The sequence below is a fragment of the Pseudomonas sp. GGS8 genome (assembly GCF_024168645.1).
In the GTDB taxonomy this organism is placed as follows: Bacteria; Pseudomonadota; Gammaproteobacteria; order Pseudomonadales; family Pseudomonadaceae; genus Aquipseudomonas.
Map to the genome: position 1 here is coordinate 3,335,358 of NZ_JALJWF010000001.1, position 25,220 is coordinate 3,360,577.

Sequence of the window (25,220 nt, forward strand, 5' to 3'; positions counted from 1 at the left end):
GCGGGGGCCTCATTGGCCCTCGCCTGCAAGGACTGTCTATGAATCAGCGACCGGGCAATCAACTGTTCGATGCCTACTTCACGGCACGTGACATGCGTGAGGTGTTCTGCGATCAGGGCCGGGTTCAGGCCATGCTTGATTTCGAAGCCGCATTGGCCCGGGCCGAAGCGCGGGTTGGCCTGATTCCGCAGACGGCGGTTGCCTCTATCGAAGCGGCCTGTAGGGCTGAACATTACGATTTCGCCGCCCTCGGCGAGGCGATTGCCACGGCGGGCAATTCGGCGATTCCGTTGGTCAAGGCGCTAGGCAAGCAGATCGCCAGGAGCGATGCCGAAGCCGAGCGTTACGTGCATCTGGGCGCGACCAGCCAGGACGTGATGGACACCGGCCTGGTGTTGCAATTGCGCCGCGCGCTGCAACTGATCGAAGCTGATCTGGCGCAGCTGGGGGAAACCCTCGCGACCCAGGCCAAGCGATACGTCGCCACGCCGCTGGCCGGGCGCACCTGGTTGCAACACGCGACGCCGGTCACCCTCGGCATGAAGATCGCCGGTTGGCTGGGCGCGGTGACTCGTAGTCGTCAGCGCCTGCTGGAACTTAAACCGCGCCTGCTGGTGCTGCAATTCGGTGGCGCCTCTGGCACCCTCGCGGCCCTCGGCGAGCAAGCGATGCCGATTGCCGAAGTCTTGGCCGCGGAACTGCAACTGACCTTGCCGGAACAACCTTGGCACACCCAGCGTGATCGTCTGGTGGAGTTCGGCGCGGTGCTTGGCTTGATCGCCGGCAGCCTCGGCAAACTCGGCCGCGACATCAGCCTGTTGATGCAGACCGAAGCCGGCGAAGTGTTCGAACCGTCGGCGCCGGGCAAGGGCGGTTCCTCGACCATGCCGCACAAACGCAACCCGGTGGGCGCGGCGGTGCTGATCGGTGCGGCGACGCGGGTGCCGGGTTTGCTTTCGACTTTGTTCAGCGCGATGCCCCAGGAGCACGAGCGCAGCCTGGGCCTGTGGCACGCCGAGTGGGAAACCCTGCCGGAGATCTGCTGTTTGGTGTCGGGCAGCCTGCAGCAAGCACTGTTGGTGGCCGACGGGCTGGAAGTGGACGCGACGCGCATGACGCGCAACCTCGACCTGACTCAGGGCCTGGTGCTGGCCGAAGCGGTGAGCATCGTCCTGGCGCAACGGGTCGGTCGCGACACCGCGCATCATCTGCTGGAGCAATGCTGCAAGCGCGCCGTGGCGGAGCAACGTCACCTGCGCGCGGTACTCGGCGACGAGCCGCAAGTGACCGCCGAGCTGTCGGACGCTGAACTCGATCATCTGCTGGACCCCGCCCATTACCTCGGTCAGGCCCATACCTGGGTCGAGCGAGCGGTGGCTGAACATTTTGCGTTGACTGCCTGAAGGAGACTGCTGTGGCATTCGTACAACTCGCCGAGGGCGAACTGCACTACCAAATTCAAGGGCCGCAACTCGATGGACCGGCGGATGCGCCGGTGCTGGTGCTGTCCAACTCACTGGGCACCAACCTGCACATGTGGGACGCGCAGATGCCGGCGTTCACCGAGCATTTCCGCGTGCTGCGTTTTGACACCCGTGGTCACGGTAAGTCATTGGTGACGCCGGGGCCGTACAGCATTGAGCAACTGGGGCGCGACGTGTTGGCATTGCTGGATGCGTTGCACATCGACCGTGTGCACTTCTGTGGTTTGTCCATGGGCGGGTTGATCGGCCAATGGCTGGGGATCAACGCCGGTCAGCGGTTGAACAAACTGATCGTGTGCAACACCGCGGCGAAAATCGGCGATCCATCGGTGTGGAACCCACGAATCGAAACCGTGCTACGTGAAGGCGCGGCGGCGATGGTCGCCCTGCGCGATGCGTCGATTGCACGCTGGTTTACCCCGGATTTTTCCGCCGCCAATCCGGCAGCGGCGAAGCAGATCACCGACATGCTCGCGGCCACCTCGCCTGAAGGTTACGCGGCCAATTGCGCGGCGGTGCGCGATGCCGATTTCCGCGACCAGCTGTCCTCGATCAAGGCGCCGCTGCTGGTGATCGCCGGCACTGAGGACGCAGTGACGCCGCCATCTGGCGGGCATTTCATTCAGGAACATGTGCGGGGCGCGGAGTACGCCGAGTTCTACGCCGCGCACCTGTCCAACGTCCAGGCCGGTGCTGCGTTCAGCGACCGGGTGCTGGCGTTTTTGTCAGCTCATTGAGGGGATTTTTTGTGGACGAGAAACAACGTTACGACGAGGGCATGAAAGTCCGTCGCGCAGTACTGGGCGACGCCCACGTCGACCGCAGCCTGAACGCGCTGACCGAGTTCAACTCGGAGTTCCAGGAGATGATCACCCGCCACGCCTGGGGTGACATCTGGACCCGCCCGGGCCTGCCGCGCCACACCCGCAGCCTGATCACCCTCGCCATGCTGATCGGCATGAACCGCAACGAAGAACTCAAACTGCACCTGCGCGCCGCCGCCAACAACGGCGTCACCCGCGGCGAGATCAAGGAAGTGATCATGCAGAGCGCGATCTATTGCGGTATTCCGGCCGCCAATGCGACGTTCCACCTGGCCGAGTCGGTGTGGGATGAGTTGGGGGTTGAATCGCGGGAGTAACTGTCCACGACAATCCCCGTGGGAGCTGGCTTCTGTGGCGAGGGGGCTTGCCCCCGTTCGGCTGCGAAGCAGTCGCAAAGCTTTTGGGGCCGCTTCGCGCCCCAACGGGGGCAAGCCCCCTCGCCACAGAAGCTCGCTCCCACGTTGGGTCTGGGTTTACAGCAGGCTGATCGGATAGCTGACGATCAAGCGGTTCTCGTCGAACTCGTTGTTGCTGAAGTCGCGCCGGATGGTGGAGTTGCGCCATTTGACGTTGAGGTCTTTGAGTGCACCGCTCTGCACGGTGTAGCCCAGTTCGCTTTCGCGGCCCCATTCCTTGCCGTCGCTGGTGGTGGCGGTGTGTACGTTGTCGCCGCTGATGTAGCGGTTCATCAGGGTCAGGCCCGGCACGCCCAGAGCGGCGAAGTTGTAGTCGTGGCGTACTTGCCAGGATTTTTCCTTGGCGTTGTCATAGCTGGCGTTGTAGCTGTCGTTGGCCAGGGTGCCGCCGCTCGTGCCGTTGACCCGCATCCAGGCGCTGTCGCCGGTGAGTTTTTGCAGGCCGACGTAAAAGGTGTTGCCACCGTATTTGGCCGAGAACAGACCCGACCAGGTCTTGTTGTCCAGCTCGCCCGCCCGGGCGCTGCCGTCATCCTTGCCGTAGAAGAACCCGAGATTGGCGCCCAGCGTCCAGTCGCCCAGCGGTTGGGTGTGGATCAGGTTGACGTATTGCTGGCTGTAGATGTCTTTGAGTTCAGCATTCCACAGGCCGATCTGAGTGCGCTTGTCGTTGAAGGTGTACTCGCCGCCCTGGAAGTTGAAGCGGTCTGAGGTGAACGCCGCTTTGCCGGTCATCGACATGTCATTCATGCTGCTATCGTCGCGCGGGCTGTTGGCGCGGAACTGGCCGCCGTAGAGCGTCAGGCCGTCGATTTCCTTCGAGGTGATCTGGCCGCCACGGAAGGTTTGCGGCAGCGAGCGACCGTCGTCCGAACGCAGGATCGGCAGCACCGGCATCCATTCGCCGACCTTCACTTCGGTCTGGGACAGCTTCGCCTTGAACGCCACATTGGTGCGACCGAAGTTATCCGCCGGGCGGCCATCGTGATCCAGCGGCAGCAACTGCGTCCCCCCGGTGCCTTTACCGCCGTCAAGCTTGACCGAATACAACCCCAGCACGTCCATGCCGAACCCGACGGTGCCCTGGGTGAACCCGGATTTGGCGTCGAGGATAAAGCTTTGCGTCCACTCTTCAGCCTTGCCCTGGGTCTTGGTCGGGTTGGTGAAGTTACGGTTGATGTAGAAGTTACGCAGGTTCAGGTTGACCTTGGCACCTTCGACAAAGCCCGTTTCCTCGGCCAAGGCGGGCAGGGCCGCGCCGGCCAGTGCGATGGCGATCAGGCTGGGGAACAAATACTGCGGGGTGGAGGAAGTCATGGGCTCGGGTCTCTCTAATTGTCAGGAGTAAGGCAGTGCACAGCCGCAACCAAGGGGTCGCAGACAAAAAATCGAATTTGGATAAGGGGGCGGGCGAGATCAGCCGGAGCGCAGAGGGCGCGTAGTCATGGTGTCGGACCTTGTTGTTATTGATTTTTGCAGGTGCGGACAATGGTGCGAGGGATGGGCAGGGGGATTCAATTGGGGGGGATGGGGTTTTGGGCGATTAACGAACACTAATCGACGCCAGGCTGGGCGCGGGCGGTATGAGGCATTCTTAATCAAATCCCATAGTTATTCGGGTTGATAGGGCACATCCGGGGGGGCGTTCTATTAATGGCGCTTTGTTTTGTTGATGTTAGAGGGCAGTATTTATTGCTTTAGTTGTAAGACGTTTCCTACAGTGCGGGCCGTCATTAAAGGGTTATCGATAATCGCCGGTTAAACTTAAGAATTGGTATTGTTGGTTATCGTAAAAAGATTTAAAGAGAGCCATGGGCTTGGCTGGAAAAGAAAAGAGGCCTTGCTATATTCAAAGTCCTCAGGCGGGCAAAAGACACTCTCATGCTTCGTCAGGGGATATTTTTCGTCATGCCGAAATAACAAGGAGAAGTACCATGAGTAATAAAGTCAATCAGGAACGTTTGGCCTCGGTTCTGGGACGGGCCGTGCTGGACGAAAAATTTGCCAGCGCCTTACACAGTGATCCGGCAGGGGCGGCTAAAAATATTGGCGTGCACTTAAGTACTGACGAGATCGCAGCGGTTAAAGGTATTGATGCTGCAAAACTGACGGCAGCCTCCTCCAGTATCCGGAACAACCTGGGGATACGCGCGGTATTTGATACACAGCAGCAGCAACAAGCGCGAATGGATTAACAATGGGTGATGCCATTTGGCGTGCCACGAAAGGTGGGCTTTCACGGTGGTACGCCGAATGGCCTTGTTAAACGCGTGACCTGAAGCGCGGGCACGGAGTGCATGATTCATGTCTGTCACCTTGGCTCCAATGAATGACGCGGACTTTGTTACGTTCGCCGAAAGAGCCCTTGCTGAATATGGCGACGGGATGGTCGCCGCAGGCGAGTGGGTCCAGGAGGAGGCGTCGCAAAGGGCACGAAGCGTCTTCGAGCAGTTATTGCCGCAAGGGCGATTGACTGAAAAGAATCAACTCTGGGTGATCCAGGATCAAGCGCGGCGTATCGGTGAGTTATGGGTTGCCGAACGACACGCGGGCGCCGGTCGGATCGCCTTCATTCTGGATATTTACATTGACCCCGGCGAACGCCGCCAGGGTTACGCAAAACAATCGCTGCTGGCCCTGGAGTCATGGGCGAGTCAGGCGGGATGCAAGGAAGTGCGGTTGCATGTCTTTGGTCGCAACGATGCGGCGCGTCGTCTCTATGAACAATTGGGTTATGGCATTGCCAGTCTGACAATGGCAAAGCCGTTACCGCCAACCTAAGGGAAGGTTGAGAAATGGACATCGGTAACAGTGGTCAACGTGAGCTGTCGGTCGAGGATTTATTTCAGGGCACGACCTTCCTTGCGGATTCGGAGCCTTCGCGATTTGAAGTCTTGCTGGAGCGTGTCAGTCGAAATCGATACACCAGCTTTGTTGCGCTGTACACCGAACTTTTTCAGTTGTTCCCCAATGCTCCGCATCTGGCAGAGTTTTTTGAGCAGGCGTTTAATCTTATCGTTCCTCCGACCCGTGAACAGCGCTTGATTATTAATGACCCGGTGTTTCAAGTGTGGAATGTGCTGACGGCTCATTATGCCAACCTGGTCATTACGAAAAAGACAGAGGACAGGAGTGAACTGGAAAAAATGCTGTTTGAATTTCCAGAGATGTTAGTGCGCGTTAAAGCGTCCGACAGTTCCCGCGTGAATCATTATTGCCCCCCCGTGCATCGCTTTGATGTCGATCCGCTGGTTGCGACAGTGATGCCGCCCAGCTATGAGTTTCCGAAAGATGAAGCCGTCCGCAAACAGTTGGAGCGTAGCGGTTATTCAGTACGGTTTTTTTGCGATGTGGTGAATATTGCCCTGTTGCGCATAGAACACACTTGGCCCGCCTGCCGCGAGCAAATCAAAAAACTGGTCAAGTCGATTTTTTATTTACCCGATGGTTCATTTCGAAGTTGTTCGGCTTCCCGCTTCACCGGAATCATCCTGTTGTCGAGTCGGGATGATTCGATACTCGATCTGGAAGAGTCCCTGGTGCATGAGGCCACTCATCAGTTGCTCTATCACATTGTCGAGGCGTGCCCGATCGTTAAGGAAGAGACCTCGCGGGAGCCGTTGTACACCTTGCCGTGGTCGGGACAGAAGCGTGACTTTTATGGCTACTTCCACGCGTTCTTCGTGTACATCGCGTTGGTCAAATACCTGGGGCGGGTTCGTTCGCGTTCGACCGAGGAGCTGCAACGGGCGCAAAACCGTCTGTTGTACATTCTGCGAGGCTTGATCAAGGCATTGCCGGACTTCGAGGCCAGCACTGATTTCACCCCACAAGGACGTCAACTTCTGGAAAACCTCGCCAAAGAGGTCAGAGCACTGGAAAACCAATATGCCGGGCTGTTGGCGATATCGGGAACTGACACTGAGCAACAACGCTTGCTGGGTCTGACCGCTTGAAGCCAGGGAGGCTCACATGGGGATGTTTGATGCCTCGTCCTATCCCGAGGCTGGAGTAGGGCTGGAATACCATTTGCCACGGCACGGCCTTGAGGATAAATGGTCGGAGAATGGACTTGACCCGACTGTCGAGCGAATTCTCGCTGAGGGCTTGCCGCATTTCGATTACGTCGAGTTTCAGCCGACCCACTGCATCCTGCAGCCTCGTTTACTTGACGTCAGCGCTCAAGTACCGAGCCTGCTGCACTCGTCCAGTTTGTCCTTGGGCAGCGTGGGGATCGCGATGGATCGCGAGTTTCTGCGCATGACGCGGCGACTGTGTGACAAAACCCGCTCGCCGTGGCTGGCCGAGCATATTTCCTGGTCGCGTTTCCACGGTGGCGACACGCAGCACTTCATTTTGCCGACCCTGGCCCAAGAGGTAGCGGACACAGTGGTGGCCAATGCCATCGAATTGCGCGAGCTCACGGCAACGCAGCTGGTGCTGGAAAACGCACCGCGGTTGTTTTCATTGCCGGGAGAACAAGAGCAGTCCGAAGGCGAGTTCATCTCCAGTGTGGTGGAGCGCAGCGGTTCGGGCTTTCTGCTGGACCTCGACAGCGCGATGGCGACCGCCAGAACCCAGGGGTACGACCTGAACGACTATTTGCGTTCGTTGCCGCTGGACCGACTGATTGAAATTCATACCGGCCATCCGCGGCGGGATTGGGACATTTTGCGTGAATTGTTTACGTCATCCCCGGTGAGAGCGATCACCCTGGAGTGGGATATTTCGCGCAAAGCCGATGACGCGGAACTGTTGACCTTGATCAAGGCCATCAAGTCCTTGAGGCCCAAGGCCATGTTCTGGCAGGGACTTGATCAACAGGGCGCGCAAGAAGTGCGGGTGGAGGATGCACAGACCCCATTGAAACTCAGGGAAAGTACCTGGCTCAGCATTGGGGCGGAGTCGTTTTTTATTCGGGATCGGCAACGAGACTTGAGCCTGGAGTTTGACGTGACGTTGCTGCCGTTACTGCGCCACTTCTTGAGCCCGCAGACGCTGGAGAGTGCCTTGTTGCTGCCGGGGGTTTTGCAGAGTCCTGCGCAGGACGATAACCTGGTGTTCCTGAGAATGCTGGTCAATCACGGTGTTTTGTTGCCCGTCGCCAATCAATCGGACAGCGCCCCGTCCGGGGAGGGTAAACATCCGCTCAACCTTTGGAGTCGCTGGGATGCGGCGCTGGAGTTTTACCTGAGTACCCGGACCGGTTCGCACACGCCCTACATCAGCGTTGCCGAGCTGGAAACGGAGCTGGAGCTAAAGGCCTCGGCGCGACGCCAGCCGTCGGCGTTCAAGGACTATTGGTCCCATCCGTTCATTGCCCTGGAAAACCCGTTGCTGCCTGCCTGCACGATTGCTCAGCCGACACTGCTGGACTCGCTGTGCAATCGCCGCACGTCACGAACCTTCAGTGATCAGCCGTTGAGTCCGGCGCAACTGTCTCTGTTGCTCTACTACACGTGGGGCGCGACGGTCATGGAGCATAACCGCATGGGCGACTACTTCCTGAAGAAGACCTCGCCGGCCGGCGGTTCGCTGCAGGGCACCGAGGTGTATGCGGTGCTGATGAATGTGCAAGGTTTCGAGCGGGGTCTTTACCACTATTCGGTACGCCGTCATGGGCTTGAGCTGCTTTCCCTGGAAGATCCGCGAATCTGGATCAGCGAGGCCTGTGGCGGACAGGCGTGGATCAAGGATGCGGCAGCGGTGTTCGTTTCCACGGCGCGGGTCGAGCGAATGGCCTGGAAATACGAATTCAGCCGCGCGCTGCGGGTGGCGCTGATGGATGCCGGGCATCTGAGTCAGACCTTTTCACTGCTGGCCACCGCGCTGAACCTGGGCTGTTTCACCACCGCGGCACTACGCGACGAAATGTTCGAAAACCGCTTGGGGCTCGATTATCTGGAGGAGCCGGTGTTTCTGGTCAATGGAGTCGGGGGGTGAAGTGAACTGGCTGGTTTATTCACGGCCAACAAAAAGCCCACCAATCGGTGGGCTTCGTGTTTACCGCGCTATCAGAACAACTTCATCTTCGGCGCTTCTTCTTTCAACGGCTCGTTCTTCGCCGTCTGTTCATTCCAGCCACCGCCCAACGCCTTGTACAGGTTGACCGCACTGGTCAGCTGCGCCAGACGGTCGGTGATCAGCGCTTGTTGGGCACTGAACAGCTGGCGCTGGGCGTCGAGGAAGGTCAGGTTACTGTCGACACCGATGCGATAACGACGCTCGGCCAGACGGTAGTAGTCCTGGTTCGCGCTGACGAAATCACGCTGAGCCTGCAACTGCTCGGTGTAAGTCTGGCGTGCGGCCAGGCCATCGGCGACTTCCTGGAAGGCCGTTTGAATGGACTTCTCGTAGTTCGCCACGCCGATGTCTTTCTGGATCTTGGAGTAATCCAGGCTGGCGCGCAGGCTGCCGGCGTTGAAGATCGGCAGGTTGATTTGCGGCTGGAACAACCAGGTGCCCGAACCGCCCTTGAACAGACCGGACAGGTCCGGGCTCAGGGAACCGGCATTGGCGGTCAGGCTGATGCTCGGGAAGAACGCAGCCCGTGCCGCGCCGATGTTGGCGTTGGCAGCCTTGAGGTTGTATTCGGCCTGGAGAATGTCCGGGCGACGTTGCAGCAAGTCCGACGGCAGGCCGGCCGGCACGTCGCTCAGCAGGTCATCCGACAGTGGCTTGGCCACTTGCAGATTGGCCGGGATACCGGTGCCGAGCAACAATACCAGGCTGTTTTCATCCTGGGCGACCTGACGGGTGTACTTGGCCTGTTGCGCACGGGCGTTTTCCACCGTGGTACGCGACTGGGCCAGATCCAGCGCCGAGGCTACACCCACTTCGTTGCTGCGCGAGGTGAGCTTGTAACTCTCTTCGTAGGCCCCGAGGGTTTCCTGGGTGAGTTTCAGCAGCTCCTTGTCAGCCTGCCAGGTCAAGTAGGCATTGGCCACGCTGGCCACCAGACTGATCTGCGTGCTGCGGCGCGCTTCTTCAGTGGCGAAGTATTTCTGCAGGGCTTCTTCGCTCAGGCTGCGCACCCGACCGAACAGGTCGAGTTCATAGGCGCTGATGCCGACGGTGGCCGAGTAGGAACTGCTGATGTTCGCTTCACCGGTTTGCGAGGCCCGTGCCGGAACCCGCTGACGGCTGCCGCTGCCGGTGGCCGAAACCGCCGGGAACAGATCGGCACGCTGGATGCGGTACTGAGCCGCATAAGCGTCGATGTTCAGCGCCGCGACACGCAGGTCACGGTTGTTCTCCAGCGCGGTCTGAATCACCTGCTGCAGCGCAGGGTCGTGGAAAAACTGCTTCCAGCCCTGTTCGGCGGCGGCCTGGTTGGGCGCCTGGGCCGACGAATACGCCGGGCCTTGCGGGTATTGGCCCGCCACCGGTGCTTCAGGCCGCTGATAATCGGGTATCAGCGAGCAGCCACTTAGCACGAAGGCGGTGACTGCCAGGGAGAGTAGCGACTTGCGCATTAGCCAGCCTCTTGAGGAGTTTCAATGGCGTCATCCTGGTCGGCGACTTTGCGCTGGCCCATGGACGACACGGTGACGAAGAACAACGGAACCCAGAAGATCGCCAGGATCGTGGCCGTGAGCATACCGCCAATCACCCCGGTACCGATCGCATGTTGGCTACCCGAACCTGCGCCCGTGGAAATGGCCAGCGGTACCACGCCGAGCACGAACGCGAGCGAGGTCATGATGATCGGTCGCAGACGCATCCGGCAGGCTTCGATCGCGGCATCGCGCAGGCTACGCCCTTGCTCATGCAGTTCCTTGGCGAACTCGACGATCAGAATGGCGTTTTTCGCCGCCAGACCGATGGTGGTCAACAGCCCCACCTGGAAATACACGTCGTTGGACAGGCCGCGCAGGCTGGTCGCCATCAGGGCACCGATGATCCCCAGCGGCACGACCAACATGACCGCGATCGGGATCGACCAGCTTTCATACAACGCCGCCAGGCACAGGAACACCATCAGCAGCGACAAGGCGTACAACGCTGGCGCTTGCGAGCCGGACAGACGTTCCTCGTACGACAGACCCGTCCAGGAAATACCGACACCAGCCGGCAGTTTCTTGGCCAGGGCTTCGACTTCGGCCATGGCTTCACCGGTGGAATAGCCAGGCGCCGGGGCACCGAGGATTTCCATCGCTTCCACGCCGTTGTAACGGGCCAGTTTCGGCGAGCCGTAGATCCATTCCCCCCTGGCGAACGCCGAGAACGGAACCATGGTGCCGGCGCTGTTGCGCACGTACCACTTCTTCAGGTCTTCAGGGCTCATGCGAGCGCCAGGCAGGCCTTGCACGTAAACCTTCTTCACACGACCGCGGTCGATGAAGTCGTTCACGTAGCTACTGCCCAGGGCAATCGACAGGGTGTTGTTGATGTCGGTGAGGGTCACGCCCAGGGCGCTGGCCTTCTCATCGTCGATTTCCAGCTGGTACTGCGGCTCGTCGTTCAGACCGTTCGGACGGACTTGCGACAGGACCTTGCTTTGCGCCGCCATACCGAGGAACTGGTTACGGGCTTCCATCAGCTTGTTGTGACCGATACCGGCGCGGTCCTGAAGGAACACGTCGAAACCGGTGGCGTTACCCAGTTCCAGTACCGCCGGTGGTGCAAAGGCAAACACCATGGCATCGCGGAAGGTAAAGAAGTGCTGTTGGGCACGGGCCGCCAGTTTGAACACGCTGTTGTCGGCGTTACGTTCGTCCCACGGTTTGAGCATGATGAACGCCATGCCCGAACTCTGGCCACGGCCGGCGAAGTTGAAGCCGGTCACGGTAAACACCGAGGCCACCGCATCGGCTTCGCCGCCATCCTTGCTCGGACGCAGCAGGAACTCGCGCATTTCATCCACGACCACTTGTGTGCGCTGGGAGCTGGAGCCGGCCGGGGTTTGCACCTGAGCAAACAGTACACCCTGGTCTTCTTCCGGCAGGAACGCCGTTGGAATGCGGGTGAACAGCCAGATCATGCCGACCACGATGATCAGGTACGCCAGCAGGTACGGAGCCTTGTACGCGAGCATGTTGCCGACGCCGCGCTCGTAGCTTTTGACGCCTCGGTCGAAGTTACGGTTGAACCAGCCGAAGAAGCCGCGTTTCGGCGTGCCGTGCTCGCCTTTCGGAATCGCCTTGAGCATGGTGGCGCAGAGCGCCGGGGTGAAGATCAATGCAACCATCACCGACAAGGCCATGGCCGAAACGATGGTGATCGAGAACTGCTTGTAGATCACACCGGTGGAACCACTGAAGAACGCCATCGGCAACAGTACCGCCGACAACACCAAGGCAATACCGACCAGCGCGCCCTGGATCTGCCCCATGGATTTCTTGGTGGCCTCCTTGGGTGACAGGCCTTCTTCGCTCATGACCCGTTCGACGTTTTCCACCACGACGATGGCATCGTCCACCAGCAAGCCGATGGCCAGCACCATACCGAACATGGTCAGGGTATTGATGCTGAAGCCGAAGGCCGCGAGGATCCCGAACGTACCCAGCAATACCACCGGCACGGTCATCGTGGTGATGACGGTGGCGCGGAAGTTCTGCAGGAACAGGAACATCACCAGGAACACCAGCACGATCGCTTCGACCAGGGTTTCAACCACACCCTTGATCGATTCGGTCACCACCGGGGTGGTGTCGTACGGGAACACCACTTCCATCCCTTGCGGGAAGAACGGTTTCAGGTCATCGATGGTTTTGCGCAGGGCCTTGGCGGTGTCGAGGGCGTTGGCACCGTTGGCCAGTTTCACCGCCATACCGGAAGCCGGGCTGCCGTTGAACTGGGCGCTGACGCTGTAGTTCTCGCCACCCAGGCCTACTTCGGCGACGTCTTTGAGGCGAACCTGCGAGCCGTCCTTGTTGACCTTGAGCAGGATTTCCTGGAACTGCTCGGCGGTCTGCAGGCGGGTCTTGCCGATGATCGTAGCGTTCAGTTGCTGGCCGGGCAGGGCAGGCAAGCCGCCGAGTTGACCGGACGAGATCTGGACGTTCTGCGCCGCGATGGCGGTTTTCACGTCCACCGGGGTCAGGTTGAAGTTGTTCAACTTGGCCGGGTCGAGCCAGATCCGCATCGCGTACTGGGCACCGAAGACCTGGAAGTCACCGACACCGGCGGTCCGCGAGATCGGGTCCTGCATGTTCGACACGATGTAGTTGGACAGGTCGTCCTTGGTCATGCTGCCGTCGCGTGATACCACACCGATGACCATCAGGAAGTTTTTCACCGACTTGGTCACGCGGATACCCTGCTGCTGTACTTCTTGCGGCAGCAGCGGGGTGGCCAGGTTCAGTTTGTTCTGGACCTGAACCTGCGCGGTATCGGAGCTGGTGCCCTGCTCGAAGGTCGCAGTAATGGTCATGCTGCCGTCAGAGTTACTTTCCGACGAGACATAACGCAGATTGTCGATACCGTTGAGCTGTTGCTCGATCACCTGCACCACGGTGTCTTGCACGGTTTGTGCAGACGCGCCCGGGTAAGTCACAGAGATCGCAATGGCCGGAGGCGCAATGCTCGGGTATTGGTTGATCGGCAGCTTGAGAATCGATAAAGCCCCGACCAGCATGATCACCAGGGCAATTACCCAGGCGAAAATCGGACGGTCGATAAAAAATTTCGACATGGTTTACTCCCCTTTGCCGCCGACAGCGATTTTGGCTGTCTGTGCGGGGACCGGGCTCTGGGCGCCAACGTTGGTGGCTTCTGTGGCCTTGACTTCAACGCCGGGTCTGACGAATTGCAGCCCTTCGGTGATCACGCGATCGCCGGCCTTCAGACCGTCTTCAATCAGCCATTGGTTACCAACGGTGCGGCTGGCCTTGAGCTGACGCAGTTCAACCTTGTTGTCTGGACCGACGACCAGTGCGGTCGGGGTGCCTTTGAGGTCACGGGTCACGCCTTGTTGCGGAGCCAGAATCGCCGCGCTGTTCACGCCGGATTGCAACTGAGCGTGAACGAACATGCCCGGCAGCAGGGTGTGATCAGGGTTCGGGAACACCGCGCGCAGGGTCACGGAACCGGTGGTCTGGTCAACCGAGACTTCGGAGAACTCAAGCTTGCCGTCCACGGCGTACTGGCTGCCGTCTTCCAGGGTCAGCTTGACCGCGGCGGCGTTGTCGCCCGCTTTTTGCAGACGACCGCTTTCCAGTTCGCGGCGCAGCTCAAGGAGCTCCACCGAGGACTGGGTCACGTCGACATAGATCGGGTCCAGTTGCTGGATGACGGCCATGGCGTCGCTCTGGCCGCTGCTGACCAGCGCGCCTTCCGTCACCGACGAACGGCCGATGCGACCGGAGATCGGTGCGTAGACCTTGGTGTAGCGCACGTTGATCTGGGCGCTCTGCAGAGACGCTTCCGATTGCAGGCGGTTGGCCAGGGCCGTGTCGTATTCCTGACGGCTGACGGCCTGTTCGTCGACCAGTTGTTTGTAGCGATCCGAGATCGATTTGGTCGAACGCAGGTTGGCCTCAGCGCTTTTCAGGGTCGCGTCATAGACTGACGGGTCGATCTGATACAGCTGCTGACCGGCCTTGACGTCGCCGCCTTCCTTGAACAGTCGTTTGAGAATGATGCCGTTGACCTGTGGGCGAACTTCGGCAATGCGGAACGCACTGGTGCGCCCCGGAAGTTCGGACGTCAGGGTGAAGGCTTGTGGTTGCAGGGTTACGACGCCGACCTGAGGGGTGGGTGCGGCAGGTGCCGCCTCTTCCTTTTTACATCCGCTGAGCAGCGATGCCAGGGCGATGGCAGTAACCAGAGCGGTAACAGCTGGCTTGAGTTGCATGAAGATCCTCGGGTCAGGCGCGCAAATTGCGCACAAGAAATGTGGAAGGTTTAAAAATTTTACCGGGTGGATAAGTAGCTTGCTAATGAATATACTTACGTTCATGGTTGTTTGTAAAGGCCTTGGCGGCGTATCCATACGGTTACAAAAGCCGATCAAAGGTTTGAATTGTAGGCCCGGGACGAAGCCCGAGAGTGCTCGTCCCACTTTTATTCAGCGGATATTCAGACATCGCTGAGGCACCCTGATTGAGGTTTTACTGCCATGGTTCGTCGTACCAAAGAGGAAGCTCAAGAAACCCGAAGCCAGATACTCGAAGCGGCAGAAAAAGCCTTTTTCGAGCGGGGCGTGGCACGCACGACGCTGGCGGATATCGCCACCCTGGCCGGGGTGACCCGCGGGGCTATTTACTGGCATTTCAGTAACAAGGCGGATCTGCTGCAGGCGATGCTCGATACACTGCATGAACCACTGAATGAAATGGCCAAGGCCAGTGAAAGCGAAGATGAACTCGATCCGCTGGGCTGCATGCGCAAGCTGCTGATTCATTTGTTTCAGCAAGTTGCCATGGACCCGAAAACCCGACGCATCAACGAGATTCTGTTTCATAAGTGCGAATTCACCGATGAAATGTGCGACCTGCGCCAGCAGCGCCGAACGGTCAATCTCGATTGCAATGTGCGAATCGCGCTGGCCCTGAGTAATGCAGTGAATCGTGGGCAGTTGCCGGATAACCTCGACACTGCTCGCGCGGCCATCAGCCTGCATGCCTATATTGATGGCATCCTGTATCAGTGGCTGTTGGCGCCCGAGAGTTTTCAACTGCACGCCGAAGCCGAGCGTTGGGTCGATACAGGGTTGGATATGCTGCGCTTGAGTCCCAGCCTGCGCAAATGAAACAAAGTGCGTAATTGGATCCACTTGTGTCAAGGCATGACGCGGGAAATATCCCTGATTCGCTCGCCTTGGTGTAATGGGGTGCTTTTATATACGTACGCTCATCAGGTTGATAGATAGTGAGCTACGTATTTTGTAGGGATTTTGTGTCGAGTCTGTGAATGAGTGTGAACGCACCGGCTACCAGGACGCCGATTAGCCGACCAAAGGCATCGCATTTGCCTCAGTGGTTTTTGATCTTCCATACGCAAAAGCCCCGGCTCTTTCGAGTCGGGGCTTTTGCATTTCAACGGTTGATGCTTACAGCGCCGGGTAGTCGATATAACCGACCGGGCCCTTGCCGTAGAACAGTTCCGGACGCGCCTCGTTCAACGGCGCATCGGCCTTCAAGCGTGCCGGCAGATCGGGGTTGGCGATAAACGGTACGCCGAACGCCACCGCGTCAGCCTTGCCGCTGGCCAACCACTCGTTGGCGCTGTCCTTGGTGAAACGTTCGTTGGCGATGTATGGGCCGCCGAAGGCTTCTTTCAATTGTGGGCCGAGGCTGTCGGCGCCTTCTTTTTCGCGTGAGCAGATGAACGCGATGCCGCGTTTGCCCAGTTCGCGAGCGACGTAGGTGAAGGTCTCGGACAGGTTGTCGTCGCCCATGTCATGGGAATCGGCGCGCGGTGCCAGGTGCACGCCAACGCGGCCAGCCCCCCAGACTTCGATCGCAGCGTCAGTCACTTCCAGCAACAGGCGCGCACGGTTTTCCAGGGAGCCGCCATAGTTGTCGGTGCGCTGGTTGGTGCTGCTTTGCAGGAACTGGTCGAGCAGGTAGCCGTTGGCGCCGTGGATTTCCACGCCGTCGAAACCGGCGGCCTTGGCATTCTCGGCACCCACGCGGTAAGCGTCGACGATGTCGGCGATTTCAGCGGTTTCCAGGGCGCGCGGGGTCGGGTAGTCGGCCAATGGACGAACCAGGCTGACATGGCCCTTAGGCTGGATGGCACTGGGTGCGACCGGTGCTTCGCCGTTCAGGTACGAAGGGTGGGAAACCCGACCCACGTGCCACAGTTGCAGGAAGATTTTACCGCCCGCGCCGTGGATTGCTTTGGTCACGTTGCTCCAGCCGCGCACCTGATCGTTGGACCAGATACCGGGCGTGTCCGGGTAGCCGACGCCCATCGGCGTGACCGACGTGGCCTCGCTGAGAATCAGGCCGGCAGAGGCGCGTTGCACGTAGTACTCGGCCATCAGCGCGTTCGGCACACGGCCTTCGTCGGCGCGGCAGCGGGTCAGCGGTGCCATGATGATGCGGTTGGCCAACTCGAGGTCGCCCAGTTTGATCGGATCGAAAATAGTCGTCATTTAATAGCTCTCTTTTGGAGATCAGTTAGAAGTAGCTGGGGCCAGTTCGGGGTCGCCGCTCTGACGGAAAGTAATCAGGGTTACCAGCAGGGCGAGCACCGCCAGTGCGGCGGCTGCGAGCGGCACGCGGGTCAGGCCGAAGCCATGGGCGATGACGCTGCCGCCGACCCAGGCACCGAGTGCGTTGCCGACGTTGAATGCGCCGATGTTCAGGGTCGACACCAGGTTCGGTGCAGCCTTGCCGAAGGTCACCACGTTCACTTGCAGGGCGGGGACGGCGGCAAAGCACGCGGTGGCCCAGAGGAACAGGGTGATTTCGGTCGGGATCAGGGCCACGCTGGTCCAGGTCAGCACGGTGGAGACCACTGCCATGCTGATGAACACGCCGATCAGCGTCGCCGCCATGCCTTTGTCAGCCAGCTTGCCGCCGATGATGTTGCCGACTGTCAGGCCCAGGCCGATGAGCACCAGGGTCCAGGTAACGCCGCGTGGGGAGACACCGGTGACCTCGCCCAACAGTGGGGCGACATAGGTGAATAAGGTGAAGACCGACGCGGCGAACAAGGCGGTCATGCTCAACGATAGCCAGATACCGGCGCCCTTGAGGGCGCGCAGTTCGGCGCGCATGTCGAGTTTCTCTTCATCGCGCTTGGCCGGCAGGAAGCGGATCAAACCGATCAGTGCAACCACGCCGATCACGGTCACCGCCCAGAAGGTCGAACGCCAGCCGGCTTCCTGGCCGAGCGCGGTGCCCAGTGGCACGCCGAGGACGTTGGCCAGGGTCAGGCCGGTAAACATCAGGGCCACGGCCGACGCGCGTTTATTGGCCGGCACCAGACCTGCCGCCACCACCGAACCGATGCCGAAGAACGCGCCGTGGCACAGCGCCGTGACCACTCGGGCAAACATCAGGACGTTGTAGTCACTGGCCAGGGCGCAGAGCAGGTTGCCGATAATGAAAATCCCCATCAACACTACCAACGCGGCCTTGCGCGGCAGCCTGGCGGTGGCCAGTGCCATGAACGGCGCACCGATGGCCACGCCCAGGGCGTAACCGGTCACCAGCCAACCGGCGCCGGGGATCGACACGCCGAGGTCCGCTGCCACATCGGGCAGCAAGCCCATGATGACGAACTCGGTGGTGCCGATGGCGAAGGCGCTCAAGGCCAGAATGAGTAGCGAGAGGGGCATGGTTGATTCCTTATCGGCGTAAAGGGTCAGAGCTCTTTGCTGAAGGTGCGGAGGAATTCCTGGATGGTTTCCTCGTTGCGTTTGAAAAAATGCCACTGGCCGACTTTGCGGCTGCTGATCAGGCCGGCGCGTTGCAGGGTCGCCAGGTGTGCAGACACCGTGGACTGCGACAAACCGCAACGTTGATCGATCTGCCCGGCGCAGACGCCGTGCTCGTTGCTATGGGTCTGGTCGGGGAATTCGACGGTCGGGTCTTTGAGCCAGTGCAGGATTTCTCGCCGTACTGGGTGTGCCAGGGCTTTTATTATTTCGTCGAGGTCGAGGTTCATGATTTGGGGCTCGTGATGAGTAAAACGCTATATCGCGATGGGGCGAACTTTAAATCGGTATTTCGCGATATACCAATATGGTTTTGATCTGATAACTGCATAAATCGTTATATCGGGTTATAACGATATGGATGGCACAGTGCTAAGCTGCGCCCATGAACTATCTCGCACATCTGCACCTCGGTGGTCAGCGTCCCGGTCAAATGCTCGGCAGTCTGTATGGCGATTTCGTCAAAGGGCAGCTGCAAGGGCAGTTCGATCCGGAGATCGAGGCGGCCATCCAGTTGCATCGCAGCATCGATGTCTTCACCGACCGTCATCCGTTGGTGGATGTCTCGTTGTCACGGTTTTCCATCACGCGCAGGCGTTATGCGGGGATCGTGCTCGATGTGTTTTTCGACCATTGCCTGGCGCGGGACTGGGCGCTGTACGCGGACCAGCCGCTTACGCAATTCACCTCGGATGTTTACCGGGTGCTGCTGGCCGAGCCGCAGTTGCCGGAGCGCCTGGCGAAGATTGCACCGCACATGGTGGCCAATGACTGGTTGGGGGCCTATCGGGAATTCGAAGTGCTTGAGCAGGTGTTGCGGGGGATTTCACGCAGACTGACGCGGCCCGAGGAACTGGCCGCAGCGATGCAGGAATTGCGGGTTTTGTATGAGCCGTTGAGCGAAGACTTCAGGTTGTTCTACCCGCAGCTCCAGGATTTTGTGCAGAGTCAGCCAGCGACATAAAACCTCTGTGGGAGCGGGCTTGCCCGCTCCCACAGAGACGTGTGTTTAAGCGGCGATGGCGGGGCGAATCGGGACTTGTCGGGGTTCCGGAATCGCCCCGAACAACGCCTTCTGCACCGCCTCCTGTGCCTCGAACGCCAGCGCCGCGCGTTCCCGCTCCTGGCACTCGATCGGTTTGAGCAGATGAATCCCCACCTCACCCCGATCATTGGCGAACAAGCGCATCAGGTGCGACAGCAAATCATCATCGCCAATGAACGGTGCCAGGGTATCGAGCTCGCCGTTGCGCAGATAACGAATCGCCACCGGTTGCAGCGCCACTTCGGAGTCGATCGCCGCTGACAGCAAACGACCGTGGAAGGTGCGCAGCGAACGACCATCGGTGGTGGTGCCTTCCGGGAACATCAGCAGCGGGTGCGCTTGCTCCAAATGGCGGGTCATTTGTTTGCGGATCAACTGGCTATCGCCCGAACCACGGCGAATGAACAAGCTGCCAGCCTTGGCCGCCAGCCAACCCGCCACCGGCCAGGTGCGCACTTCGGCCTTGGACAGGAACGACATCGGCGTGAGCATGCCCAGCAGTGGAATGTCGGTCCAGGACACGTGATTACTGACCCAGAGCATCGGCACCTTCGGCAGTTGACCGTGGACGGTCACGCGAAAGGGCAGGGCATTGCTCAGCCGCGCCATGAAAAACCGCGACCAACGCTGGCGGCGGACCATCGAATGGGCAATCCCCAGTCGTTCGAACACACCGAAGACGCTGGCCATGCTCAAGCCCAGCGCCACCACCATCAGCACTCGCGCAATTCGCGCGTACACCCGCAAGCGGCTCATTACACAGCCGCCTTGAAGTGCTTGGCGTAACGCGGGCAGAGCTCGTCGCGCTTGAGCAGGATGAACACGTCGGCCACCTGGAAGTCTTCGTCCCAGCACGGCTCGCCGCAGATTTTCGCCCCCAGGCGCATATAAGCCTTGAGTAGGGGTGGCATTTCGGCGATGACGTTGGATGGAATATCCAGCGTCGGCAGTGGCTTCTTCGGCTCGGCCCGCAGGTGTTCAGTGCACAGGTAGCGTTCGCGCAGGCGTTGCATGATCGCGTGGGCCTGGATGCCGCCGTCCTGCATTGGAATGCTCGCGCACCCCATCAAATAGCTGTAGCCGCCCTGGTTCAGCACTTCGGCCAGTTCACCCCAGAGCACGGCGATGGTGCCGCCGTTGCGGTAGGCCGGGTCGACGCAGGTGCGACCGATTTCCAGGATCGGGCCTTTGAGATGGACCAGGCCATGCAGGCTGAACTCTTCTTCGCTATAGAACTTGCCCAAGCTGCTGGCGGCCGTGTGGTCGAGCAAACGAGTGGTCGCCACCAGGCGCCCGGTGTTCAAGTCACGCACGCCGATGTGGGCGCAGTGAACATCATAGTCATCCATGTCCAGACCCAATTCCGCGCCTTTGAGCCTGGCGTTGAATTCGCCGCTGAACACGTTGAAGCGCAAGGCCTGGGCTTCCTGCAGCGCCTCGGCGCCCACCAGGCGTTCGGCTTGCAGGCGGCGTTCATTGCCGGTGTCGCTGATGCGGGCGATCTGAGTCATTGCGAATCTCCGTACGGGCTGGCCACCCGTCTTGGGTTGCAGCCGATCGACTTTCTTTATGCAGCCGTGTTGTGCAAAGTCAGGCTATGTAGCCCCGGTGTCATCGCCATGAAGCTTTGGTGATGCTTATATGACAGCCCACAAGGAGCCGCTTATGCCCTGGCAAACCCTGTTGAACTGCAGCGATCGCTTGCCCGCTGACCCAGACCTTGGCGAAGGCTTTGCGACCTTGTTGCACCGGTTGGGCACGGTCACGCCGTTCGAACTGGCGGTGAACGGCGGACGGCTGATGGCGACACCGGGGTTGGCGTTTCTGGTGGGGTATCAGGCGGCGCTACGCATGCTCTGGCCGAGCGCGCCGCTGAGCCTTGGTGCGTTGTGCGCGACCGAGCAGCGCAGTTTGCGGGTGGCGGACATGCAGACTCGGCTGCGCGATCTGCGCTTGAACGGGCGTAAGGATTTTGTTACCGCCGGCGATGCCGCCGACTGGCTGCTGGTGGCCGCTCGCAGCGAAGAGCCCGGCGAAGCGCCACGCCTGAGTCTGGCGGTGGTTTACCCCGGCGAACCGGGCGTGCGTCTGGAAAAGCTCGCGTCGATGCCGCTGATGCCGGACATCGGCCACGGCCGGCTGTTTCTCGACAACGCACTGTGCGAATTGCTGGCGGGGGATGGCTGGGACGCTTACGTCAAACCGTTCCGTACCCTGGAAGACATTTATGTGCTGAGCGCCATGACCGCGTGGCTGTTCGGCATTGGCCAGGACAACGACTGGCCGCACACTTTGCAACTGCGTTTGCTGGCGCTGCTGGCCGGGTGCGCGGAGGTTTGCCGCCAGGCGCCGAACAATCCGGCCGGGCATGTGTTGCTGGGCGGTTTATTTGCGCAATTCGATGGGCTCAAGGTTGAAGTGAATCAGGCCATGACCGATGGCCCGCCGCAATGGGCGGCGATGTGGCAGCGCGATCAGGCCGTGATGGATCTGGCGGCAGGGGCGCGGGGCAAGCGGTTGGCCAAGGCATTGGCGGGATCTTCGTTGGGGTGACGGGCCGCCATCGCGGGCAAGCCCGCTCCCACAAGGATCTCTGGTGTGCAAAATATTGTGTACGACGCAGATCATGTGGGAGCGGGCTTGCCCGCGATGGCGGCCTCATTGGCGACGCACATTCCAAAACTGTCATCAACCTCGACTAGGCTCTGCAGGTTCATCCTCCCGAGCGCCCCTCCATGTTCAAAGGCTTGTCCCTGACTTTCGTCCTGCTGCTAAGCCTCACGGCCCGGGCCGAAAACTGGCCGGCCGAGCAATGGGCTCCCGGTCCGACAGTCACCGGCCCAGCCCTTCAAGCCCTGGAGAACTACGCTTTCCCACCCCGCAACGACACCTCCCGCGAAGGCATCCGCACCGATGCCTTGCTGGTGATCCATGACGGCCAACTTGTCTACGAGCGCTACGCCGAGCCGACCCGCGCCGACACCCCGCACCTGACCTGGTCGATCAGCAAAAGCCTGATGGCCACGGTGCTCGGTGTGGCTTATGGCGAAGGTCTGTTCAACTTGCAGGACCCGGTGGTGCAGTTCTATCCGCCACTGGAAAAACACCCCGCCATGACCATGGCCGACCTGTTGCACTGGGCCTCGGGCCTCGATTGGCAAGAAGACTATGAATACGCACCGTTGAAATCCTCGGTGGTGGCGATGCTCTATACCCGAGGTCATCGAGACATGGCCGCGTTTACCGCCGACCACGACGCGTACGCCAGGCCCGGTCAGGCATTTCGCTACTCCAGCGGCGACAGCAATCTGCTCTCCGCTGCGTTAAAAAACATTGTCGGCCCGGCCCGCTATCCGGATTATCCGTGGACCGCGCTGTTCGAACCTTTGGGGATTCGAGGCGCGGTTTGGGAAGCGGGTGCCACGGGGACATTTGTCGCATCGTCCTATGCCTACCTCACCGCCCGGGACTTGGCACGCGTCGGCCTGTTGATGGCGCGTGACGGTCGCTGGCGCGAGAAGCAGCTGCTGCCCAAGGCGTGGGTCGACTTCAGTCGTGAGCCGTTCGCCCACTACCGAGCCAACCAGGATGAAGCGGTGCCCGGCGGTCATTGGTGGCTCAATCGGGCAGTGGACGGCGCGGCACAACCCTGGCCCGATGCGCCCGTCGACACCTTCGCCGCGTTAGGCCATTGGGGCCAGGCCATGTATGTGATTCCCAGCGAAAAGCTGGTGATCGTCCGCTACGGCGATGATCGCGACGGGCGTTATCGACACAACGAACTGCTCAAACTCGCGCTCAAGGCGTTTGCCATCAAGGTGCAGCCATGAGCCGCAGCTTTGTCCGCCGTCGGCCATTGAGCACGCTGTTGCTGGTGCTGCTGATCGCTTTGCTCGGCTGGGTCTGGCAGGAACGTGTGGCGTTGTGGGCGTTCCCGGACATCATCAGCGCCTATACCGCCAAGGAATACTGCTCGTGCCGCTATGTGATGCACAATCCGGCGGCGTATTGCCAGGGCTATGTGAAGCAGTATTTGCCCACCAGCGGTTTCGTCGATGATGCCGCGAGCAAGCGGGTGACGGTTGGCGGTATGGGGCGCAAAAACAGCGCACAGTGGATCGGCGAGCGCCAGGGTTGCCGCCTGCAACCCTGAGAAATGGTCCGGGTTTCTGCGGCGAGGGGAATGTCTTCGACTCAAGAGTTTGCAACTGACTCGCGGGCGGTTAAGGTTCGCTCAGGTTTATCTGCCCATGAGTCTCTATGTTCAACCGCTTTGTCTGCAAAACCCTCGCTTCCCTGCTGCTGGCCGGTGTCACCGTGTCGGCCCAGGCCAATTGGTATCTGGACGGCGAGTCCTCGCGACTGTCGTTCATCAGCACCAAAAACGCCAACATCAGCGAAGTGCAGCGCTTTCTGGTGCTGCACGGCAAGGTCGACCCCAAGGGGTTGGCCGAGGTTGAAGTCGAGCTGGAGTCGGTCAACAGCGGCATTCCGCTGCGTGACGAGCGCATGCGCAAGGAGCTGTTCGAGATCCAGACGTTTCCCGAAGCGCTGATTACCACGCAGATCGACCTGCGGCCAATCAACGACCTGGCGCCTGGTGCGCAACTGGAATTGCGCTTGCCGGTAACCGTCAACCTGCATGGCAAGCAACACCAATACAACGCCGAACTGCTGGCGACCCGTCTTGATGACCAGCGCTTTCAAGTCGTGACCCTCGAACCGTTGGTGATCGGTGCCGAAGATTTCGACCTGGCCCCAGGCCTGGAAAGCTTGCGCAAGCTCGCCGGTTTGTCGGCCATCAGTCTGTCGGTGCCGGTGGGTGCGGTGCTGATTTTCACGGCGCGCTGACATGCGTGGCGCAATTTTTCCGTGGCGCGAAGGTAATCGCTTTGAACTGCTGATCGACGGCCCGCAGTTTTTCCCGCGCATGCTGGTGGCGATTGCTCGCGCTGAAGAGCAAGTCGAACTGGAACTGTATCTGGTGGAGGCCGGGGCCTGCGCCGAGGCCATGGTTCAGGCGCTGGTCCAGGCGGCCGAGCGCGGCGTGCGGGTACGCTGTCTGTTCGATGACTATGGCAGCCTGGCCTTCACCCTGACTTTGCGTCAGCGCCTGATGGCCGCCGGTGTCGAGTTGCGTTTTTACAATCGGCTGAGCTGGCGGCGCTGGGTGGGCAACTTCTATCGCGATCACCGCAAGTTGCTGCTGGTGGATCAATCCCTGGCGGTCGTCGGCGGCACTGGCGTCACCGATGAGTTCTGGTCGCCGGGCGAAGACACCTGCGAATGGCACGAGGTGATGGTGGAAATCACCGGCCCCCTGGTCATCGACTGGCAATTGCTGTTCGACCGCCAATGGATCGCCAACCGCTATCGGCGTGCCTGGCGACCCGTTTCGCATTTCGGTTTACCGCGCCTGCCGCGAGTGCCGGTCATGGGCGAGGGCATGGGGCGGGTCGCTTATGCCGACGCCCGCCAGCATCGGGACATTCTGCAATCGCTGGTTCGCGCGCTGAACAGCGGCCAGCAGCGAATCTGGCTGGCCACGCCCTATTTCCTGCCGACCTGGAAAGTCCGCCGCTCGCTGCGCCGGGCGGCGCATCGTGGTGTCGATGTGCGTCTGTTGTTGACCGGGCCACGCACCGATCACCCGTCGGTGCGCTACGCCGGACATCGCTACTACCCGCGACTGCTCAGGGCTGGGGTGAAAATCTTCGAATACCAGCCGTGTTTCCTGCACCTGAAGATGGTGTTGATTGACGATTGGGTGAGCATCGGCTCGTGCAACTTCGATCACTGGAATCTGCGTTTCAATCTGGAGGCCAACCTCGAAGCCCTGGACCCTGGGCTGACCCGAGCGGTGGCGGCGAGTTTCGAGAATGACTTTGGCTTGAGCCAGGAAGTCAGCCTCGAGGCATGGAAACGCCGACCGTTGTGGCGACGGGTCAAGCAGCGGATGTGGGGATGGGTGGATCGGCTGGTGGTGAATCTGCTGGATCGACGGGGGTAGTCGTCACACCGAAGACCATTGTGGGAGCGGCGGTGCGGCGATCCGACTTGCCCGCGATAACGGCCTTACATTCGACATAGATGTTGAATGTGATGGCCTCATCGCGG

23 protein-coding genes are annotated in these 25,220 nt (G+C 60.2%); 14 read left to right on the forward strand and 9 right to left on the reverse strand.

The annotated features are described in order from the left end of the window. The first annotated feature begins 38 nt into the window (after positions 1–38). Genes J3D54_RS15075 through pcaC form a run of 3 tightly spaced genes read left to right on the forward strand, consistent with a single transcriptional unit; the run spans position 39 to position 2,625 of the window. The gene (locus J3D54_RS15075) at positions 39–1,403 is read left to right on the forward strand and encodes a 3-carboxy-cis,cis-muconate cycloisomerase (protein ID WP_253419507.1); all 1,365 of its coding nucleotides are present in this window, start codon (positions 39–41) and stop codon (positions 1,401–1,403) included. Positions 1,404–1,414: 11 nt separating this feature from the next. Next, positions 1,415–2,221 carry a 3-oxoadipate enol-lactonase gene (gene pcaD / locus J3D54_RS15080; RefSeq protein WP_253419509.1) on the forward strand — a complete coding sequence of 269 codons (807 nt, stop codon included), beginning with the start codon at positions 1,415–1,417 and terminating at the stop codon, positions 2,219–2,221. 11 nt (positions 2,222–2,232) lie between these two features. After that, positions 2,233–2,625, forward strand: a complete 393-nt coding sequence (gene pcaC / locus J3D54_RS15085) for a 4-carboxymuconolactone decarboxylase (protein ID WP_253419512.1) — start codon at positions 2,233–2,235, stop codon at positions 2,623–2,625. A gap of 156 nt (positions 2,626–2,781) precedes the next feature. Here the strand turns inward: pcaC and J3D54_RS15090 are convergent, their stop codons facing one another. Further along, positions 2,782–4,041, reverse strand: a complete 1,260-nt coding sequence (locus tag J3D54_RS15090) for an OprD family porin (RefSeq protein ID WP_253419515.1) — start codon at positions 4,039–4,041, stop codon at positions 2,782–2,784. Between the two features lie 617 nt (positions 4,042–4,658). Between J3D54_RS15090 and J3D54_RS15095 the strand changes: the two genes are divergently transcribed. The 4 genes from J3D54_RS15095 (at position 4,659) to J3D54_RS15110 (ending at position 8,667) form a co-directional block, all read left to right on the forward strand. Continuing rightward, entirely contained in the window at positions 4,659–4,919 is a 261-nt protein-coding gene (locus J3D54_RS15095; protein WP_253419517.1) for an Os1348 family RiPP precursor, read from the forward strand. Positions 4,920–5,028: 109 nt separating this feature from the next. After that, complete coding sequence (locus tag J3D54_RS15100; protein ID WP_253419519.1) at positions 5,029–5,505, forward strand: GNAT family N-acetyltransferase; 477 nt, start codon at positions 5,029–5,031, stop codon at positions 5,503–5,505. A 14-nt stretch (positions 5,506–5,519) separates the two neighbouring features. Then, positions 5,520–6,680, forward strand: a complete 1,161-nt coding sequence (locus J3D54_RS15105) for an HEXXH motif-containing putative peptide modification protein (RefSeq protein WP_253419521.1) — start codon at positions 5,520–5,522, stop codon at positions 6,678–6,680. Between the two features lie 16 nt (positions 6,681–6,696). Further along, positions 6,697–8,667 (forward strand): DUF692 family multinuclear iron-containing protein, encoded by a 1,971-nt coding sequence (locus J3D54_RS15110; RefSeq protein ID WP_253419523.1) that lies wholly within the window; start codon positions 6,697–6,699, stop codon positions 8,665–8,667. 71 nt (positions 8,668–8,738) lie between these two features. On the opposite strand, the gene emhC is transcribed toward J3D54_RS15110, so the two are convergent. The 3 genes from emhC to J3D54_RS15125 are packed head-to-tail and all read right to left on the reverse strand — an operon-like array spanning position 8,739 to position 14,521. Beyond that, positions 8,739–10,199 (reverse strand): efflux RND transporter outer membrane subunit EmhC, encoded by a 1,461-nt coding sequence (emhC, locus tag J3D54_RS15115; RefSeq protein WP_253419526.1) that lies wholly within the window; start codon positions 10,197–10,199, stop codon positions 8,739–8,741. Further along, positions 10,199–13,360: an efflux RND transporter permease subunit EmhB gene (gene emhB / locus J3D54_RS15120; protein ID WP_253419529.1), complete on the reverse strand. Its 3,162-nt coding sequence runs from the start codon at positions 13,358–13,360 to the stop codon at positions 10,199–10,201. Before emhB ends, emhC begins: the two co-directional genes overlap by 1 nt. 3 nt (positions 13,361–13,363) lie before the next feature. Further along, positions 13,364–14,521, reverse strand: coding sequence for an efflux RND transporter periplasmic adaptor subunit (locus tag J3D54_RS15125; RefSeq protein WP_253419534.1), 1,158 nt, complete (start codon positions 14,519–14,521; stop codon positions 13,364–13,366). Positions 14,522–14,785: 264 nt separating this feature from the next. On the opposite strand from J3D54_RS15125, the gene emhR reads away from it, so the two are divergent. Further along, complete coding sequence (gene emhR, locus J3D54_RS15130; protein WP_253419537.1) at positions 14,786–15,418, forward strand: efflux system transcriptional repressor EmhR; 633 nt, start codon at positions 14,786–14,788, stop codon at positions 15,416–15,418. Positions 15,419–15,718: 300 nt separating this feature from the next. Here emhR and J3D54_RS15135 read toward each other — a convergent pair whose 3' ends face one another. From J3D54_RS15135 to J3D54_RS15145, 3 genes are read right to left on the reverse strand one after another with little or no spacing between them, the layout of a single operon-like run. Continuing rightward, entirely contained in the window at positions 15,719–16,768 is a 1,050-nt protein-coding gene (locus tag J3D54_RS15135) for an alkene reductase (protein WP_253419540.1), read from the reverse strand. A gap of 21 nt (positions 16,769–16,789) precedes the next feature. Beyond that, the gene (locus J3D54_RS15140) at positions 16,790–17,959 is read right to left on the reverse strand and encodes an MFS transporter (RefSeq protein WP_253419543.1); all 1,170 of its coding nucleotides are present in this window, start codon (positions 17,957–17,959) and stop codon (positions 16,790–16,792) included. Between the two features lie 26 nt (positions 17,960–17,985). After that, entirely contained in the window at positions 17,986–18,288 is a 303-nt protein-coding gene (locus J3D54_RS15145; protein ID WP_105348352.1) for a helix-turn-helix transcriptional regulator, read from the reverse strand. A gap of 155 nt (positions 18,289–18,443) precedes the next feature. On the opposite strand from J3D54_RS15145, the gene J3D54_RS15150 reads away from it, so the two are divergent. Then, complete coding sequence (locus J3D54_RS15150) at positions 18,444–19,022, forward strand: ACP phosphodiesterase (RefSeq protein WP_253419546.1); 579 nt, start codon at positions 18,444–18,446, stop codon at positions 19,020–19,022. A 45-nt stretch (positions 19,023–19,067) separates the two neighbouring features. On the opposite strand, the gene J3D54_RS15155 is transcribed toward J3D54_RS15150, so the two are convergent. Together J3D54_RS15155 and olsB are read right to left on the reverse strand one after the other, a co-directional pair. Next, a complete protein-coding gene (locus tag J3D54_RS15155; protein ID WP_253419549.1) occupies positions 19,068–19,859 on the reverse strand; it encodes a 1-acyl-sn-glycerol-3-phosphate acyltransferase in 792 nt (263 codons plus the stop codon). Further along, positions 19,859–20,614: an L-ornithine N(alpha)-acyltransferase gene (gene olsB, locus J3D54_RS15160; RefSeq protein ID WP_019580897.1), complete on the reverse strand. Its 756-nt coding sequence runs from the start codon at positions 20,612–20,614 to the stop codon at positions 19,859–19,861. Before olsB ends, J3D54_RS15155 begins: the two co-directional genes overlap by 1 nt. A 154-nt stretch (positions 20,615–20,768) precedes the next feature. Between olsB and J3D54_RS15165 the strand changes: the two genes are divergently transcribed. From J3D54_RS15165 to J3D54_RS15185, 5 genes are all read left to right on the forward strand, one after another. Then, the gene (locus J3D54_RS15165; protein ID WP_253419551.1) at positions 20,769–21,656 is read left to right on the forward strand and encodes an acyl-CoA dehydrogenase family protein; all 888 of its coding nucleotides are present in this window, start codon (positions 20,769–20,771) and stop codon (positions 21,654–21,656) included. A 182-nt stretch (positions 21,657–21,838) separates the two neighbouring features. Next, positions 21,839–22,933 carry a serine hydrolase gene (locus tag J3D54_RS15170; protein ID WP_253419554.1) on the forward strand — a complete coding sequence of 365 codons (1,095 nt, stop codon included), beginning with the start codon at positions 21,839–21,841 and terminating at the stop codon, positions 22,931–22,933. Further along, positions 22,930–23,256 carry an amidase gene (locus tag J3D54_RS15175; RefSeq protein ID WP_253419557.1) on the forward strand — a complete coding sequence of 109 codons (327 nt, stop codon included), beginning with the start codon at positions 22,930–22,932 and terminating at the stop codon, positions 23,254–23,256. Before J3D54_RS15170 ends, J3D54_RS15175 begins: the two co-directional genes overlap by 4 nt. A gap of 107 nt (positions 23,257–23,363) precedes the next feature. Next, positions 23,364–23,954 carry a YceI family protein gene (locus J3D54_RS15180; RefSeq protein WP_253419560.1) on the forward strand — a complete coding sequence of 197 codons (591 nt, stop codon included), beginning with the start codon at positions 23,364–23,366 and terminating at the stop codon, positions 23,952–23,954. Between the two features lies 1 nt (position 23,955). Then, positions 23,956–25,113 carry a phosphatidylserine/phosphatidylglycerophosphate/cardiolipin synthase family protein gene (locus J3D54_RS15185; RefSeq protein WP_253419563.1) on the forward strand — a complete coding sequence of 386 codons (1,158 nt, stop codon included), beginning with the start codon at positions 23,956–23,958 and terminating at the stop codon, positions 25,111–25,113. Positions 25,114–25,220: the final 107 nt, after the last annotated feature.